Raw genomic sequence first — 15,526 nt, 5'->3', positions numbered from 1 at the left:
CCACAATGACAATAAGAGTAAGAACCAAGTAAGTTAGTGGCATGGCAAAGAAGAACAAGAAAAATATTGACGTCCCCGCCGGCATGAGCCGCCGCCAAGCAAAACTGGCAGCCCGCGCCGCCGAACGCGCCGCACTCACCGTCGACCCCCGCCCATTCCACACCACCGGCTGCGAATGCGACCTCATCGCCATGCGGGAATTTGTCGCTTCTGCCTCCTTTGACATCACCGTCGACGGGGAAACCGTCCGCGTCTGCACCATTCTCCCCGGCGCCGTCTCCGCACACCGACTCCCCGCCGAATCCGACGGCCTCCGCATGGTCGGTATTCAATCCCCACAACCCTCCAACAATCCCGCCCGCGACCTTGCCGCCGCCATCCACTGGGTCCTCGATGCCGCCCCCGGTGACGTCCTCCAACACGCTACCGCCACCGCCGACACCCCCAACCTCTCCACCTACATTCCCGCCGACTTCACCCCAGACATCACTGTCTATGACGACTTCAACTGGTGGGTGCCGGACACCGACAACCTCAACCCGCAGGTTGCCCAAAGCCTTAACGCCGCCAACGACGCCATGATGGTCTCCCGCCGCCTCACCGCCACCACCGGCGCCGCCTGGTGGATAGACACCCGCGAAAAAGCCCACGTCCGCTGGGTACGCCCCGAAAACGAGGACGACCTCTTCACCGCCCTTGTCCGCGTCCATGCTGCTGGACACCTCACCCTCGGGGAAGGCTCCCGCTACGCCGGCATGTTCCGCGCCTACGGTGTCCTCGTCCCCGTCTTCGACGTTGACCGCACCCAGCCCGCCGAATACTGGCAAGATGCCCTCGACACCCTCGGCACCAAACTCGACGTGGCCCTCGCCACCAGCGACCCCCTCACCGCCAGCGAACGGAACTCCCGCAACCTCCTCAACTCCCGCCAAATCACCATCCGCTAATTACTTAGCATGTATTCCGGTATCTCCGTGCCTTGGGCGATGTGGCCCCAGAATTGGGCGGTGTCGTCGTTCCATAGCACTACGGCGCCGGCTTCATTCGTCACCATGTCCCCAATGGGCACGGTGGTCATAATGTGCTTGTGGCTGAGTGTCATAAGGAGCCACGCCAGGTTATAAACGTGCGTGCCCTTATCAATTGTGAGGGACGCACCCGACGCTTTCGCCAACGGGAACAGCCGGAAGGGGTTAAGGATAGTACCGGCGCTGGTTGCCTTCTTCACAAAATTGTTGAGGAATTCCCGCTGGTGAATAACACGGTCCAGGTCCCCGCGGGGGGTTTGGCGGGAACGAACATAGCCAAGAGCCGTCTTACCGTCAGCAATCTGGCAGCCGGCTTTAATATAGAGGTCCGCATACGGGTCGCTGATGGGATCCGTCGGGCAGATCTCTACACCATTAATAGCGTCCGCCATATTTGCGAAACCACCCAGGCCAATCTCCATGTAGTGGTTAATGTGCACACCCGCCGCCTGCTCAATAGTTTTCACCAAAAGCTGCGGGCCGCCTAGTGCGAAGGAAGAGTTAATCTTTCCCATGCCGTAGCCGGGAATATTGACGTAGGAGTCACGCGGCACAGAAATGAGCACCCGCTGCCCACGCCCGTAGGGAATGTGCATAATCATGATGGTGTCAGTGCGCTGCGACCCTAACTCGCCACCAGTTTGTAGTTCCTTTTGCCGGTCATCACTCATGCCGGAGCGGGAATCAGACCCCACCAGGAGCCAGTTTGTGCCGCTAGTACGCCCAATCATGTGCTCGGAGAGCGCGTCAACATGGGAAACGTTACTGCTGAAAACAATCGCCACCGCAATAGCCTCCACAAGGGCAATAATGAGGAGGACGATAATAATCCACTTCACGGTTTTCCCCGTGTTGCGGAGAACCTCGCGGGGAGTGCGACGTTTACGCTTGGGTTTAGCGTCACTATCAGGCATGTAGGGGGGCACTGACATGGGGGGCGCGAAGCCACGACCCGTACTCGCGTAGGATCCGTCAGGCTGGTAGAGGGAGCTTAAAGCACCATCGCCGGAAGAGGGGGGTTCCCAGTCGGCGTCAGGGCGGGGGCCATCGTAAGGTTGCGCATCAGTTATTTGGGCAGGGTTGATGCGCCGGGCACGACGCTGCGCGGGCCGTTTCGGCTGGGTAGTGCTGCGGGCAGGTGCGCGCTGCACCCACTGCCCTAGGGTAGCATCCCAGTATTCGGGTTGCTGTGGGGCAGCATATGTATTCTCTTTCTCCGGGGTCTTCTTCTTGCCTTTGCGATTTCGGCGGGAAGACCGAGCCTTGGGAGTGGCATCCATGTCTTATAGATTAGCGAACGGTAGAGTTTTTCTCGTGTCTGCACATCATGACCATCCAGGCAATACTGCCGCAGCGATCGTTCGCAGCACCCTTGTGTCCATTGTGGGAGTGGTGCTTATAGCCGGCGGAGTGGTGATGCTGGCCCTGCCGAACTTGTTGCCGTTTGGGGGTAATTCTGCCGACGAAACCACAATTCGTAATGTTCTGTACGGTATTTTCCTTATTGCTGCAGGGCTTTTGCTGGGAGTGTATGTTGTCTTGTCACAACGCCGGTCGGCGCGGGCACTGGCCGAAGGTCACCAAGAAGCACCGCCGCAGGGTGACGGTACTATCCCCGCAGATGGTGGTGTGGTGGTGAGTGCTGCTCCCCCCAACAATGAAAATGTGACAACTGCCACAGGAAAGAGTGAGCGTACAGAAGCAGAAACACACGCCGAAGCAGCCACAATGGGCGGTACTGTTATCCCCCATAGCTGCATTATCCGCATTCCCCGCACTGTCGTAGAGACGGAACTCCACACGTCTTTTGATAATGGCTGTAGCTGGCTTAACGCAGACGAAATATCATACTCGGTATTGTCCACCGCATTCCTCATTCCCACCCGCCAGGAACTTTTCGACTACATCACCAGCCATTTCCCCGCCCACACAGTAATGATGAGCGACCACCTATCGCACGGGTCTGGGCTGCCCTACTTCGTTAACGGCGGTACACACCTGTACTGTGCCGCGGTGAAGCACCCCCAAGACATGGATCGTATGCTCTCCACCTACAATCCCACCCGCCCACTGGCCTGCGCGCTTGTCTCTGGTGCGATGAACCTGGACTCCCGCGCCAGTGAGGAAGAACAGATACGGACTATTCGTGAGTCTGTTATTGGGCTTGTGTGTTGGCATGCGGAACGCGGCGAATACATTGTGGTGTGTGGCGAAAATAACGTTCTTTAAAATAGGCTATTTTTTACTACTGTTTACCTCAGTGAAATCAATAATTAATGTTATTTATTCAGTAAATGACTCTTTTATTTTTCGATAAGGGTGCTCATAAATACGCCATTTAGGCGTAATGTCTCTGGCATTGATTAAGTAGTTCAGAGAACGGAAATTTTATGGCACGCCTTACTTTTCGCCGCTTGAAATCTTCTCTAGTTGTTGCCTTAAGTCTTTTAGGGTTTATATCAGTTCCCAACTATGCACAGGCAGTGGGACTTGGTGGTTTACGTCAGGATGTGACGCGAATTGGTTACACCATTGATGGCTGGAGAGTTAGTGCGATAAAGAAAGGTGAACAGTTCCGAGTTGTCCCTAATTTGGCTGGGGATGTAGACAGCCACGAGGGCTTCATCAGCATGATGGGGATTGGGGAGATAACCGGCCACGGGTCGTCACATGTTCTTGCGGCAACTGTAGAAGCCGGCTACATGGTTGGCTGCGGGGTTGACGTATCTGATGGCGCCTCCATAGGGCGTACAGATTCTGTGTCTATAACCCCGTCTGTGGGAGTGTCATCTGACAAGGGTGCGTCTAACCAGACAACAATCCATGGTTCTGTTACCCCCTCGGGCTCTGTTACCCCTTCCGGTTCCGTTACGCCTTCCGGCAGTATTACGCCAAGTTTTTCAATAGGGGTTCCTACAGCAGGAGGTATATCTGCGAACGGTGGAATATCGGGGACTGGTGGCGCATCGGCCACTATTGGTGGCTCTGCCACTGCTGGGGCATCAAATACAAGTTCTGTGCATGCTAACACGGGTAATCATGCTGATCTGACGACGAATAATACTCACCAGAAAACATACATGGCACACATAAAGCCGGGGTATATAACCACGGTCATTATTGCTACCGCAAAACTGCGGTCCATGCGCGGAGGAGTTTCACTAACCGGCATCAACATTAATGTGACAGGGTGCGGAACCCTCCCTGGTGAAAGTACGGAGTGTTGTGCGTGTAGCTGTGGAAACAGAGCAGGGAATTGCAATCGTTGTGGCCTACGGTGCCCCTTTCCGAATCTAGAAAAGATCGCACGATGAAGAAAGATCTTATACAAGGGTTTATCTGCGGTTTAATCGGATTAGCCGGACTGATATGTGTATGCCTAAATATGACAAAATTTGGGATGTGGGCTGCTACATATTCATCATTTTGGGTGTACTTTGCACTGTTTATCGTCATGATGATTATTGGCTCTCTTCTTAATAAAGGCGTTTCTACTGTCCGTCTACTTATCCAGAAACGAAAGTAGACACGGATGGAAGCAACTAAAAAGTTATGGGCAGTCCTTGCAGTTTCAGCTGTGGTAGCAGGGACCAGCATTGAGCGATTGAACCATCCATATCTGCACCAGCAGCTAAAGCAGAGACCCCAGAGGAACGCTGCAAAAGACAAACTGATGAATATAACGCAGCGTGGAAACGACAGTGGGCACAGTCTCATAAAAGTGAGGCAGCTAGGGGAGTAGAAGCCCCACCGCCGCCTGTCCCCTATCGGTGTGTCCCTGTTCCCTCCAACACTGTTGCTCCGCCCAGTGGCGTTCCGGCCCCTGGTGCGGGAGCAGTTGCCCCCGCACACGGTGGCGCCCCTGTCCCCGGCGGTGCCCCTATTCCTGGTGGCGCACCTGCTAATGGCAGGGGAAGTGGCACTGGTGCAGTATCACCTAGTAAGGAACCAGGCGGTATTACTTCTTCCAATAATGGTGCAGCTACACATGGGAGTGGAGGATACAAGGCTGGTAAGCCACCCTACAGTAATCTGGGTAGCCAAAACTACAATCCTGCTAACCCCTGGCAGCCTAACCGTAGCGGTAGTGGTGCTGCGCATTCAGACCAGAGTAAACCGTTTGCTTTGGGGGATACTTCTTCCCATTCTGGAAAAGGGAAAGGGCTTCAGGGTGTTTCAAAGGAGCGCAATGAGGATTTAGGAAAATCACTAACTCCAGGTGGTTCCTATCTCGATAACCCTGATGGGCATAAATCTGGCGAGCATAGCAATGGTGGATCGTCCGTAAAGCACCAGGACCATGCCGGTAGAAATATTTTCCAAAAGCTGTGGGACACAATACGGCCCAATAAGAATAAACACCACGATGGTGAAAAGAATGGAGTACTGCCAGACACTCAGAAGGCCGATGGCTATAACAACAGCCGCGATACAGAACAAGATTCCACTATAAGCCCGCAAAAGAATTCGAGAAGTACTTCTTCCTCTCCGAAACCACTTGATAATGCGTTAGCAATTATCACGTCACTTGTGGGGCTTATCGCCGGCTACCGGAAACGCCGATATGGTAGTTCAGCAGCGGAAATGACATTCCATAGTGAGGAAAAACATCCTCTGAAAGATTCTATAAAAACAAGCTTTGAAAAGTGTGTTACAAGCATGGATCTTTCTATGCTGAAAAAGCTTTCTAGAGCTATAGACAAAATATATTTTCCTTTGCCCAAGAAGAATGAGTATATCCGAGGTGGAGCAGTAGTCGCTTTACCGACATCAGAGTCGAAAATTAAAAATGTGGATTTGGTATACCCACTGCCTCACAAGGGCGGGGTGACGGGTGACCGATGGGATAAGCCTCCGTATCCGGAAAGATACAGAGATAAACCTGAAGGACGAACTCGCTCCAATCTGCCTGTTCCTAAAGGACATCGGCCAATACCAACCGGTACCGGCGAATGCGGAAAACACCAGTACGTATATGCGAGCGTTATTAGTGGCACCGATAATGCATGGGTAAAAGGAGGGAAAAAAGGCTCGTCATCTCTGCAATATGTTTCACAAGGAAAAACAACAGTATATGACGCCACAGATCCTGAGCACCCCAAGAGACTTGGCACAATACCACTTGAGCAGGCATGCGCTACATATGATCATGACTCACAAAGAATGATTGTTATAGGTGATAGAAAAGCTCGTCCCGGCGAAAGTGGTTATCCCGGTGGACGGACTCGCGTAGTGGAGGTTAGTAAGGAGATTAAAGATCCTGATAATCCCGGAGAGTGGTATAACGATCTCACAGAAATAGGTGTTCTTCCCGGAGGCGGAGATAGAGAGTGCTCAATTCGATGCAGTCCAGATGGGTCGATCATAGTAACAGAGGAGACTACTCGCGATGGTGGAGGGATACAGGTTCACCGAGCACCATCTGCAGAAATGCTAACTCTTGCACCGCCTCATTTCCTCATAGATAACGGTGCCCCGGAGGATCCAAATATGAAGGATCCCACGCATCTGCAATGTGTATATGGAGGAGCTACAGGGAATTTTGAAAGTAAAGGTCCTTTTATATCAGCAGATTTTTATGTTTCGCGGTGGATACCACCAGTAAAGAAAGAAGGACCACAAGTACCACAGAAGCGACAGGATTCGCAAAATCCAAAGAAGTACGGCGTGGAAGTCTATGTTACGAAGTTTTTAAAACATCCATGGTCACACTGGAAAGTTTGGGATAGACCCACTAAGGGTATCTTCCGGAATTTACAGATAATAGTTGACCATATTTGGAAGTAGAGAATGGTGTCTAAACACGCAAATAGGTGAAGTAAACAGAATTATTTGAAACTTAGGTAGGTGTTTTGTGCATGTGGATAAATAAAAAGTTGGGGCGTGTTATTGCGGTTACTGCGTGTGTGGTGTCTGTTGTAGTGGGTGGTGCGTCTATTGGTGGTGCTGAGCAGGTGGGGCCTCGGGTGTCTAATGTGCATAAGGATACCTGGCTAGATCAATACCATCCGAACAGCGTTAGTGATGAGGCTGAGTGGATTAAGGGTGGATATCTTTTTGATAAGAACCCATTGATACCGTCGGATTGGGGTGGGTATCCGGTGTACACCTTTGAAGAGGAAATGGGGAAGGAAATACTCCGACTTTTAGGCCTTAAAGTACCGTATCGAGCACGACCTGTTGCTTTTTATCAAAGAGCTGGTATAGAAAACCATCCTTATGATCCCAATGGTTATGTTCAGCCATTGATTTCTCCCGGCAGTATAAACACCGCTCTTTATGTAGTTCGGGATTCTCCAGAAGCTCGGGATGCTCTTGTTAATCCATTGTTATGGAAGGAGATCCGGACTGGTAGAAAGTATTGGCCATATGGGTATCGGTTTGAAGTTGAGTCACCGTTTTCTCTTAAAGACTCCGAGAGGTTGAATTATCGTATTCCTAAGGTTTTTTCAGGAGTATGGGGCAATGAACAGATTGATGGCGTTTGGAGCTATTGTATTAATCTTTTTGCTAAAAAGGGTGCTCCTTTCGTCGTAGTTATTAACTCTTATGCCAGTTCAGACATTCATGACAATAATTTTATTTTGGGAGTAACAATAACGTCGCCGTATGTGGTGGATTATGGTCATGTTTCATCGTCTATTGAAGGTAGTAATACCTGGTGGACTCGTGGTAGGAGAGGCCATGATGAGAAGTGGACAGAAGGTTATGTTTCGTAAAGTTTCTGCGTGTGTGCTTGCTTTAGCGGTTGTTTGTGGTGGGGCTGTTCCTGCTTCTGCCGCTGTGACTATTAGTGATGCTGATCGTGAGAAATATCAAGATCTTGCTCAGCACTGCGAAGTTGAACTTCAGGATGTTTATGGCGGAGGGACAATTGGGCGTGATCTGATCATGCTTGAAACCAATAGGGGATACTTTGTTGATTCTGCTCCGGGGAATCCTTCTATGTGGGGTGGTTCCGATGTTTACCAAACTGGTTTAGATTTTCTTCGACATATAGCGATTCTTCTCGAATTGACAGGTCCTTTAGTGGAGACGACGGGGGTGTATGAGGGTACTCCGATGACGGAATACCGTCCCGTGGAAGGGACGAATGATTATGCGACTATGGAGGATGCGAAGAAGAATTTTCGCTCCTGGAGTATACAAAAGAAGTGGTCGTATATTAATAATCCACTTACCTGGTGGCAGCTGAAAACAGGTGTTCCGTACCGCATTTATTCAATGGTGTATAGGGAACGGTCCCCTCAGTCTCTAGCTAAAATGATTGAGAAGTATAAACGTGCTTTTATCTGCTTTGGTTCGTTTTCTCATACTTCTGTGCAGCCGATAGCAGGTCCTAATAATCAGTGGCAGGTATCAGCTGATATTCGTGGAAAAGGCGGTGCTCCGTTTGTTCTTAGGGTGTTTTCACAAGGCTCGAAGGATCCTCATGCGAAAAATACGGTGAACCTTTCGCTCGTCAGTCCTTACCTTGCTGATAAAAATAATGAATCGCAGCATCGCTCCCAATATCTCCCCCATACCTTGTAGAGAGTGTTGTCTTAATTAACAGATTGGTGGTTTGTATGTGGGTGAAGAAGAGATTGGGGCGTGTTGTTGCGGTTGCTACATGTGTGGTGTCTGTTATAGCAGGTGGTGCTTCTGTTGGTGGTGCTGAGCAGGTGGGGTCTCGGGTGTCTAATGTGCGTAAGGATACGTGGTTAGATCGGTATCACCCAAGTAACGCTAGCGAGGAGGCTGAGTGGATTAAGGGTGGGTATCTTTTTGATAGGAATCCGTTGATACCGTCGGATTGGGGTGGGTATCCGGTGTACACCTTTGAAGAGGAAATGGGAAAGGAAATACTCCGACTTTTAGGTATTAAGGCACCATATAAAGCGTATCCTGTTGCCAGTAATGCGGGTGAAAATAATTATGGTTATAGGCCTAATGGTTATGTGCGGCAGTTAATTCCTCCTATCTATTTATCTCGAACAAGTCTTCTGTATCAAGAAGATCGGGATGCTCTTGTTAATCCATTGTTGTGGAAGGAGATCCTGACCGGTAAGAAGTATTGGCCCTATAGATATCGGTTTGATATTGGGCCAACACTTTCTCGGAAAGAGTCCGAGAGGTTGAATTATCGTATCCCTGAGGTGTTTTCAGGAGTATGGAATAACTCTGCGTTTATCACTAAGTATCAACAATTCTTTGCTGACGAGGATGGCCAGTGGAGGTATCATATTAATCTTTTTGCTAAAAAGGGTGCCCCTTTTGATGTGACTCTTTATGCGTATAGCAGTCAAGAAGATCCTAATATTTGTATGTGGGGGTTGACGATAACGTCGCCGTATGTGGTGGATTATTGCCATGTTTCGTCGTCTATCGACAATAGTGACACTTGGTGGTGCCGTCATAGGAGAAGTCATCATGAGCAGTAGGCAGAGGGTTATGTTTCGTAAAGTTTCTGCGTGTGTGCTTGCTTTAGCGGTTGTTTGTGGTGGGGCTGTTCCTGCTTCGGCTGCTGTGCGCGTTAGTGATGCTGATCGTAAAAAATACCAGAGTCTTACTGACCGTTGTGGAGACGAATTTGAGCATGTCAGGAAAACCATGCTCTCTCATGAAGAGGACATAGCTTATATCAATAGGGGATATCTTATTGATCTTGATCCGAAGAATCCTTCTTCGGAGAAGATCTCTATGTGGGGAGGCTCTGATTTCTATCAGGCTGGTCTAAAGATTCTCCGTCAGGTAGCGACTCTTCTTCACTTGTCGCATCCTTTGGTGGAGACAACAGAGCTGTATGAGGGTACTCCGATGACGGAATACCGTCCTGTAGAGGGGACGAATAATTATGCGACTATGGAGGATGCGAAGAAGAATTTTCGTTCCTGGAGTATCGGTAGGCAGTGGGAGTATATTAATAATCCGCTTACCTGGTGGCAGCTGAAAACAGGTGTTCCGTACCGTATTTATTCAATGGTGTACCGGGAACGATCCCCTCAGTCACTGGCCACAATGATTGAAAAGTACAAACGTGCTTTTATGTGCTTTAGCACGTTTTACACTACCCGTGTAGAGCCTCCTGCAGAGCGTAGCAACCGGTGGCAAATATCAACAGATTTTTATATGAGGGACGAAGGTGCCCCACTTGTCCTTCGGATATTTTCGCAAGGCTCGAAGGATCCTCATGCGAAAAATACGGTGAACCTTTCGCTCGTCAGTCCTTATCTTGCTGATAAAAATAATGAGTCGCAGCATCGCTCCCAATATCTCCCCCATACTCTATAAGTGAACTGTTGCAGCTAGTAGAGTGGTGGTGTGACCAGCATTTCATTCCTCGGCCCTGTTGGCACATTCAGCGAGGCCGCACTGCAGCAGATTATTAACGAGAAGCCTGTGCCGGCTCTTCGTAGTGTGGAGAAGATTATTCCGGCTCTCACTCCGCAAGATGCGCTACACATGGTGCGGGAGGGTAGAGCAGACTTCGCGCTTGTTCCCACCGAGAATTTTGTTGATGGCCCCGTCACCACCACTCTGGATAGTCTTGCCCGTGGTAGTCGTCTTCAAATATTTGCGGAAATTGAAGTACCAGTAGCGTTTTCCCTCCTGATAAAAGATGGTAGGCCGCTTTCGGATGTGCACCTTATAGGCTCCCACCCTATTGCTCTTACGCAGGTGCATGGCTGGCTTCAGGAGCATCTTCCGCAGGCCGAAACTGTTGCCACTAATTCCACTGCCGCCGCCGCGGAGGATGTTGTGCGTGGCCGGCTCGACGCTGCTTTCGCCCCCGCCCGCGCCGGCGAGATCCTGAACCTTGTTAGTCTTGCTGATGGTGTTGCGGATATCCCCGACGCCTCCACCCGCTTTATTCTGGTAGGTACGCCAGCGACCCCCACACCACGCACCGGTAAGGACTGCACTTCCGTTGTGTTCCGCCTCCCCAACCAGCCGGGCACATTAGTTGATGCCATGAATGAGTTCGGGCTACGCGGGGTAGACCTGTCCCGTATTGAATCCCGCCCCACCCGCGAAAAGTTCGGCACCTACAATTTCTATATTGACTGTGTGGGACATATTGATGATGCCGCCATAGCGGAGGCCCTGCAGGCACTCTACCGGCGGGCCGAATGGGTGCGGTTCTTGGGGTCCTGGCCAGTGTCCCGTAACAGTGGCTCCACTCCTCCTGATTTTCACAAATCCCAGGAGTGGCTAGAAAACATGCGCCACGGTAAAGAAAACTAACCAGAGGAGATTTATGGTTCCCCACCTGCTACTACTTCGGCACGGACAAACCGAGGCGAATGTGCGCGGCATGTTGGATACCAGCCTCCCCGGTACTTCCCTCACCGAAAAAGGTATGCAGCAGGCCTTCCATTGGGGGCAGCGAACACACCCCCACACCCTGGCGGTTATTGCCACGTCGGAGGCACTGCGGGCCCGTCAAACCGGCCGCATGATACTACGCGGCATGCACCAGGCTCACCCGGATTTACCGGAGGAGGATTTTCCGGAACTACGCATTGTGCCCGGTATTTTTGAAACCCAAGTGGGGGACTGGGAGAAAGCCACCGTGCAGGATAACCCCGACATTATGAAACAGTGGCTGCGTATCTACTACAGCTGGCTACATGGGGACGTTGATAATGCCACCCCGGGGCCGTTGGGGGAATCCGCCCGCCATATTTTTGCCCGCTACGCCCCCACCGCCATGAGTCTCTACCGCGAGTTCGCCCTCCCACAATTACAGGCACAGTTACAGGTGCAGTCACCGGCTCAGTTACGGGCTCAGCTACGGGCGGCGGAACACTCCGGTGCACGTGACGCTGCTGTGAAGAATGTGCTGCTAGTGAGCCATGGTGCTGTTATCCGCATGTTCACCACCATGCTGGTGCCGGAGATTGATAAACGCTACGCCTACTGGAACTTCTTGACGAATACGCAAGTAGTAGACCTTGTCCCCCACGCACTTGCGACATGGCTGTCAGCAGAGGAGGCCAGTGGTGTGGCCACGATGAAGATGCCCAGTGTGAAAGACATGCTGCAGTGGGGGTGGCAGGCCCTCCGCTGGGGTGACGATGAACCCCCATTCGTGTACACAGTGCCGGAAGAATACGACGACCCTAGCAATACTGCACGTTAATAGCAGCACACTAGCGCGACAATACCCGCTACTAGTAGGAAAGGCCGGGCACGGAGTACTTCAACAGTGGATCATTGTGCATATCCGGCAGCTGATTATTGCCCTTCGGGGGAAGTTTCTTCGGCTTCTTGGGTTTCTTCCCATCAATAGTGAACGATCCGGTAGCGGACCCCTGCAAGGTGGCGAACCCAGTCTTATTCCCCTGTGCCAGTGAACACGTCACCCTATGCGATCCAGCATTCCAGCCAGCGAGAGACACGCGCGACCACAGCACTGTCAAAGTGGTATCCCGCAGTTTCTCCGCCCCACCCAAATAGGTGTTCGCTAGCGCCACGCACTGTTTCTCGGCGTAAACATTCTGCTGCTTAGCACTGGGGTAATGCTTCCCAAATTGAGGAGTGAGGTCCACCGTGCCCACAATCTCCATAGTGTGCGGCTTACGGCAGTCCACTTCCTGCACATCGTGAGGGTGCTGCGGGTGGGACGCAAGGCAGGAGCCAGTTGCCCAGATAAGGGACTGATCCTGCTTGGCAACTGTGCCCGTAAATTCGGGGTTAGCGCTCAAGCTAACACTGGGGCTCGCCTCAATACCGCACACGAGAGTACGCACGCCACGCTTCCAGGACTCTGCACCCGGTTGAAGGATCCCAATACGGAATCGCCCAGCCGGGTCAAGCCCCTGCGGCAGGTAAGAGTTAATGAATGGGCGGCAAAGACCCAGGCGGAGACTATCCACCTGGGCGGGGCTCAGTGGCTCCTCACCAGTTGCAAAACGCTGCGATGGGTATGTTGTAAGGTCCACAATGCCGGCAACCTCAAAACGGTGAGGTTTATCGCAGTGAACCTTTTTCAAGGAATCAATCTGCGTATCAGAACTGTTATCGTCCCAGTTAAGGCACGACCCCACAGTAGCGTGAGCAAATTCCGCCCCCGCCTCCGTAGCACCCGCCATAGTGAGTTCCCCAGTTTGGGTAGTGCCGGTTTTATGAACAGTGAAGTTAATGGCAAGCGCCATCACCACAACATTAATAACAACAGTGGAGATAACAACGCACCAGCGGCGGTCTATAGTGCGTCTGCCGCTGTAGCTACCACTGTGCTTACTGCTGTGCTTACTGTTCTTCGGTGAGGGTGCCATCATCACTACCTATTGTGCACGTTTTCCGAAGCATGGGGTAGTGGATGGGTAGTGGGCGGTAAGAAAGCCACCATACTGTGGAAACGTACTAGTATGAGAGGGTGATCGATCTTAAATTCTTGCGTGAAAACCCTGATGCCGTCCGCACCTCGCAGCGCACCCGTGGGGAGAACCCCGCGCTGGTGGATGACCTATTAGCGGCTGACGAGTCCCGCCGTGCAACTATCCAGGTTGCGGACGCACTCCGTAACGAGCAAAAAACTTTCGGCAAGAAGATCGGTGCTGCCTCCAAGGAAGAGCGTCCCGCCCTACTTGCAGAGGCCAAAGAATTGGCTGCCAAAGTCAAAGAAGCAGAAGTTTCACAACGTGAAGCAGAAGCTAAAGTGGAGGAACTACAACGCCTCCTCCCCAACCTGGTAGAAGAAGGCGCCCCCGCCGGCGGCGAAGACGACTACATCGTCCTAGAAAAAGTAGGAACCGTCCCCGAATTCTCCTTCCCGGTACGCGACCACCTGGAACTCGCCGAAATGTGCGACATTCTGGACATGCAGCGCGGTGTTAAAGTATCCGGCTCCCGCTTCTACTTCCTGAAAGGCGCCGGCGCACTACTGGAGATGGCCCTCACCCAGCTGGCGGTGAAGAAAGCTGTAGAACACGGCTTCACCATGATGATCTCGCCCGTGCTGGTACTCCCAGAAATCATGCAAGGCACTGGTTTTAACGTGCAGCATGATGACGAAATCTACCACCTGCGCACCGACGATCTTTACCTTGTGGGCACCAGCGAAGTAGCATTGGCCGGCTACCACAAGGATGAAATCATTGACCTGTCTAACGGCCCCATCCGCTACTCCGGTTACTCCAGCTGTTTCCGCCGTGAAGCCGGCTCCTACGGAAAAGACACCCGCGGCATTATCCGCGTCCACCAGTTCAACAAGGTGGAAATGTTCAGCTACTGCACACCGGAAGAAGCCCGCGAAGAACACCAGCGTCTCCTCGGCTGGGAACGCGAAATGCTGGGCCTGGTAGAAGTACCCTACCGTGTGATTGATATTGCCGGCGGGGACCTGGGAACATCAGCCGCCCGCAAGTTCGACTGCGAAGGCTGGGTACCCAGCCAGAACTGCTACCGCGAACTCACCTCAACCTCCAACTGCACCACCTTCCAGGCACGTCGCCTAAACGTGCGCTACCGCGACGAGAACGGCAAAACACAAATAGCTGCCACCCTGAACGGTACCTTGGCAACAACCCGCTGGATTGTGGCCATTCTGGAAAATCATCAGCAGGAAGACGGCTCCATCGTGGTCCCAGAAGCACTACGCCCCTACATGGGAATGGACGTTATTAAACCCCGCGCGTAAAGCCCCGCGAAGCCTTGGATAGACTCCGCAAAGCCGTGGTTAAACCCTTTCTGCACAACTTTATAGAGCAGAGATTTTTGTGATACCCGCGTTAACAGTCTCCGGAAAGTCTGTTGACGCGGGTATGCTATAAAAATTTTCTCAAGGGTGCTCATTCCCCATTTTCCTGGGATGATAGAAGCATAAAAGTGGCAGTTAATAACAAGGAGTTGACCCTCATTGACCTCCCCACAACCTCCCCAAGAACCCTTTACGCCCCGCCCGCCGCAGCAGAATACACCCCAGCAAGGTGTATCCCCGCAGAACACATCCCCGCAGAGTGCGTCTCAGCAAGGCATGCCCCAGCAGAATGCGCCACGGAAACAGCCTGCGCCGGGCAATCCGCACCACATGAACCACCGCGAACCCGATTTCGCCTATGAGACCTTCAAATGCGGACACATTATCGGCCTTCTTATGCTCGGCGTACTACTATGCCAGCTTGGCAGCGTCTCGGTAGTGTCCTCCGACGAGGTCACGAAATACATTGTTTTCGTCGTCCTCCTGGGTCTCTTCCTCCCATACGGTATCTACACCACCGGGTACCTGCGTCGTGCTAGCTCACTGGATCGTACACTGAGTTCCATTTTCCTTTTCGCGTGTACCGTTATCTCCGTTATTGCCGCCGTCTATGTTGTGCCCGCCTTCTACTACGTCACCGCACTTCTCCTCTTCGTTGTGCTCATCTGTGAATGGGTTGGCCCGTTAACCGCCTATTGGAACGGTGAGAAAGTAGAGTTTTCTACCCTGAAGTCGTCCTCTACAAAGCCTGTTTATGGTGCCACCCCCTACGAACAGCCGGGCCAGCCTGGTCAGCCCGGTCGGCCAGGAC

The 15,526-nt window shown here is 52.0% G+C and carries 13 protein-coding genes and 1 pseudogene; 12 read left to right on the top strand and 2 right to left on the bottom strand.

Annotated elements, in window-relative coordinates; genetic code table 11:
• Positions 1-41: 41 nt before the first annotated feature.
• On the top strand, positions 42-947 hold the full coding sequence (locus DI579_RS07020; protein WP_290598619.1) for a DUF5926 family protein: 906 nt from the start codon (positions 42-44) through the stop codon (positions 945-947).
• Here DI579_RS07020 and DI579_RS07015 read toward each other — a convergent pair.
• Entirely contained in the window at positions 944-2,308 is a 1,365-nt protein-coding gene (locus tag DI579_RS07015; protein ID WP_303678999.1) for an LCP family protein, read from the bottom strand. The genes DI579_RS07020 and DI579_RS07015 overlap by 4 nt on opposite strands.
• 34 nt (positions 2,309-2,342) lie before the next feature.
• On the opposite strand from DI579_RS07015, the gene DI579_RS07010 reads away from it, so the two are divergent.
• The 9 genes from DI579_RS07010 (at position 2,343) to DI579_RS06970 (ending at position 12,153) form a co-directional block, all read left to right on the top strand.
• A complete protein-coding gene (locus DI579_RS07010) occupies positions 2,343-3,257 on the top strand; it encodes a hypothetical protein (RefSeq protein ID WP_303678998.1) in 915 nt (304 codons plus the stop codon).
• A gap of 161 nt (positions 3,258-3,418) precedes the next feature.
• Entirely contained in the window at positions 3,419-4,342 is a 924-nt protein-coding gene (locus tag DI579_RS07005; protein WP_303678997.1) for an MspA family porin, read from the top strand.
• Between the two features lie 811 nt (positions 4,343-5,153).
• The gene (locus tag DI579_RS07000; RefSeq protein WP_303678995.1) at positions 5,154-6,815 is read left to right on the top strand and encodes a hypothetical protein; all 1,662 of its coding nucleotides are present in this window, start codon (positions 5,154-5,156) and stop codon (positions 6,813-6,815) included.
• A gap of 71 nt (positions 6,816-6,886) precedes the next feature.
• Positions 6,887-7,747 carry a hypothetical protein gene (locus DI579_RS06995; protein ID WP_290598609.1) on the top strand — a complete coding sequence of 287 codons (861 nt, stop codon included), beginning with the start codon at positions 6,887-6,889 and terminating at the stop codon, positions 7,745-7,747.
• Positions 7,737-8,561, top strand: coding sequence for a hypothetical protein (locus tag DI579_RS06990; protein WP_290598608.1), 825 nt, complete (start codon positions 7,737-7,739; stop codon positions 8,559-8,561). Before DI579_RS06995 ends, DI579_RS06990 begins: the two co-directional genes overlap by 11 nt.
• Positions 8,562-8,596: 35 nt before the next feature.
• The gene (locus DI579_RS06985; protein ID WP_290598606.1) at positions 8,597-9,451 is read left to right on the top strand and encodes a hypothetical protein; all 855 of its coding nucleotides are present in this window, start codon (positions 8,597-8,599) and stop codon (positions 9,449-9,451) included.
• 10 nt (positions 9,452-9,461) lie between these two features.
• On the top strand, positions 9,462-10,301 hold the full coding sequence (locus DI579_RS06980) for a hypothetical protein (protein WP_290598604.1): 840 nt from the start codon (positions 9,462-9,464) through the stop codon (positions 10,299-10,301).
• Positions 10,302-10,331: 30 nt separating this feature from the next.
• Complete coding sequence (gene pheA / locus DI579_RS06975; RefSeq protein ID WP_303678994.1) at positions 10,332-11,255, top strand: prephenate dehydratase; 924 nt, start codon at positions 10,332-10,334, stop codon at positions 11,253-11,255.
• Positions 11,256-11,268: 13 nt separating this feature from the next.
• Positions 11,269-12,153, top strand: coding sequence for a histidine phosphatase family protein (locus DI579_RS06970; protein WP_303678993.1), 885 nt, complete (start codon positions 11,269-11,271; stop codon positions 12,151-12,153).
• A 31-nt stretch (positions 12,154-12,184) separates the two neighbouring features.
• On the opposite strand, the gene DI579_RS06965 is transcribed toward DI579_RS06970, so the two are convergent.
• A complete protein-coding gene (locus DI579_RS06965) occupies positions 12,185-13,291 on the bottom strand; it encodes a septum formation family protein (protein WP_303678992.1) in 1,107 nt (368 codons plus the stop codon).
• Positions 13,292-13,392: 101 nt separating this feature from the next.
• On the opposite strand from DI579_RS06965, the gene serS reads away from it, so the two are divergent.
• On the top strand, positions 13,393-14,655 hold the full coding sequence (gene serS, locus DI579_RS06960) for a serine--tRNA ligase (RefSeq protein ID WP_303678991.1): 1,263 nt from the start codon (positions 13,393-13,395) through the stop codon (positions 14,653-14,655).
• 219 nt (positions 14,656-14,874) lie between these two features.
• A pseudogene (locus DI579_RS06955) lies at positions 14,875-15,526 on the top strand (hypothetical protein); the annotation flags it as partial.

The organism is Lawsonella clevelandensis (assembly GCF_003241315.1).
Lineage (GTDB): Bacteria > Actinomycetota > Actinomycetes > Mycobacteriales > Mycobacteriaceae > Lawsonella > Lawsonella clevelandensis_A.
Note: the sequence above shows the minus strand (reverse complement) of the source record. Positions and strands in the feature narration are given on the sequence as shown.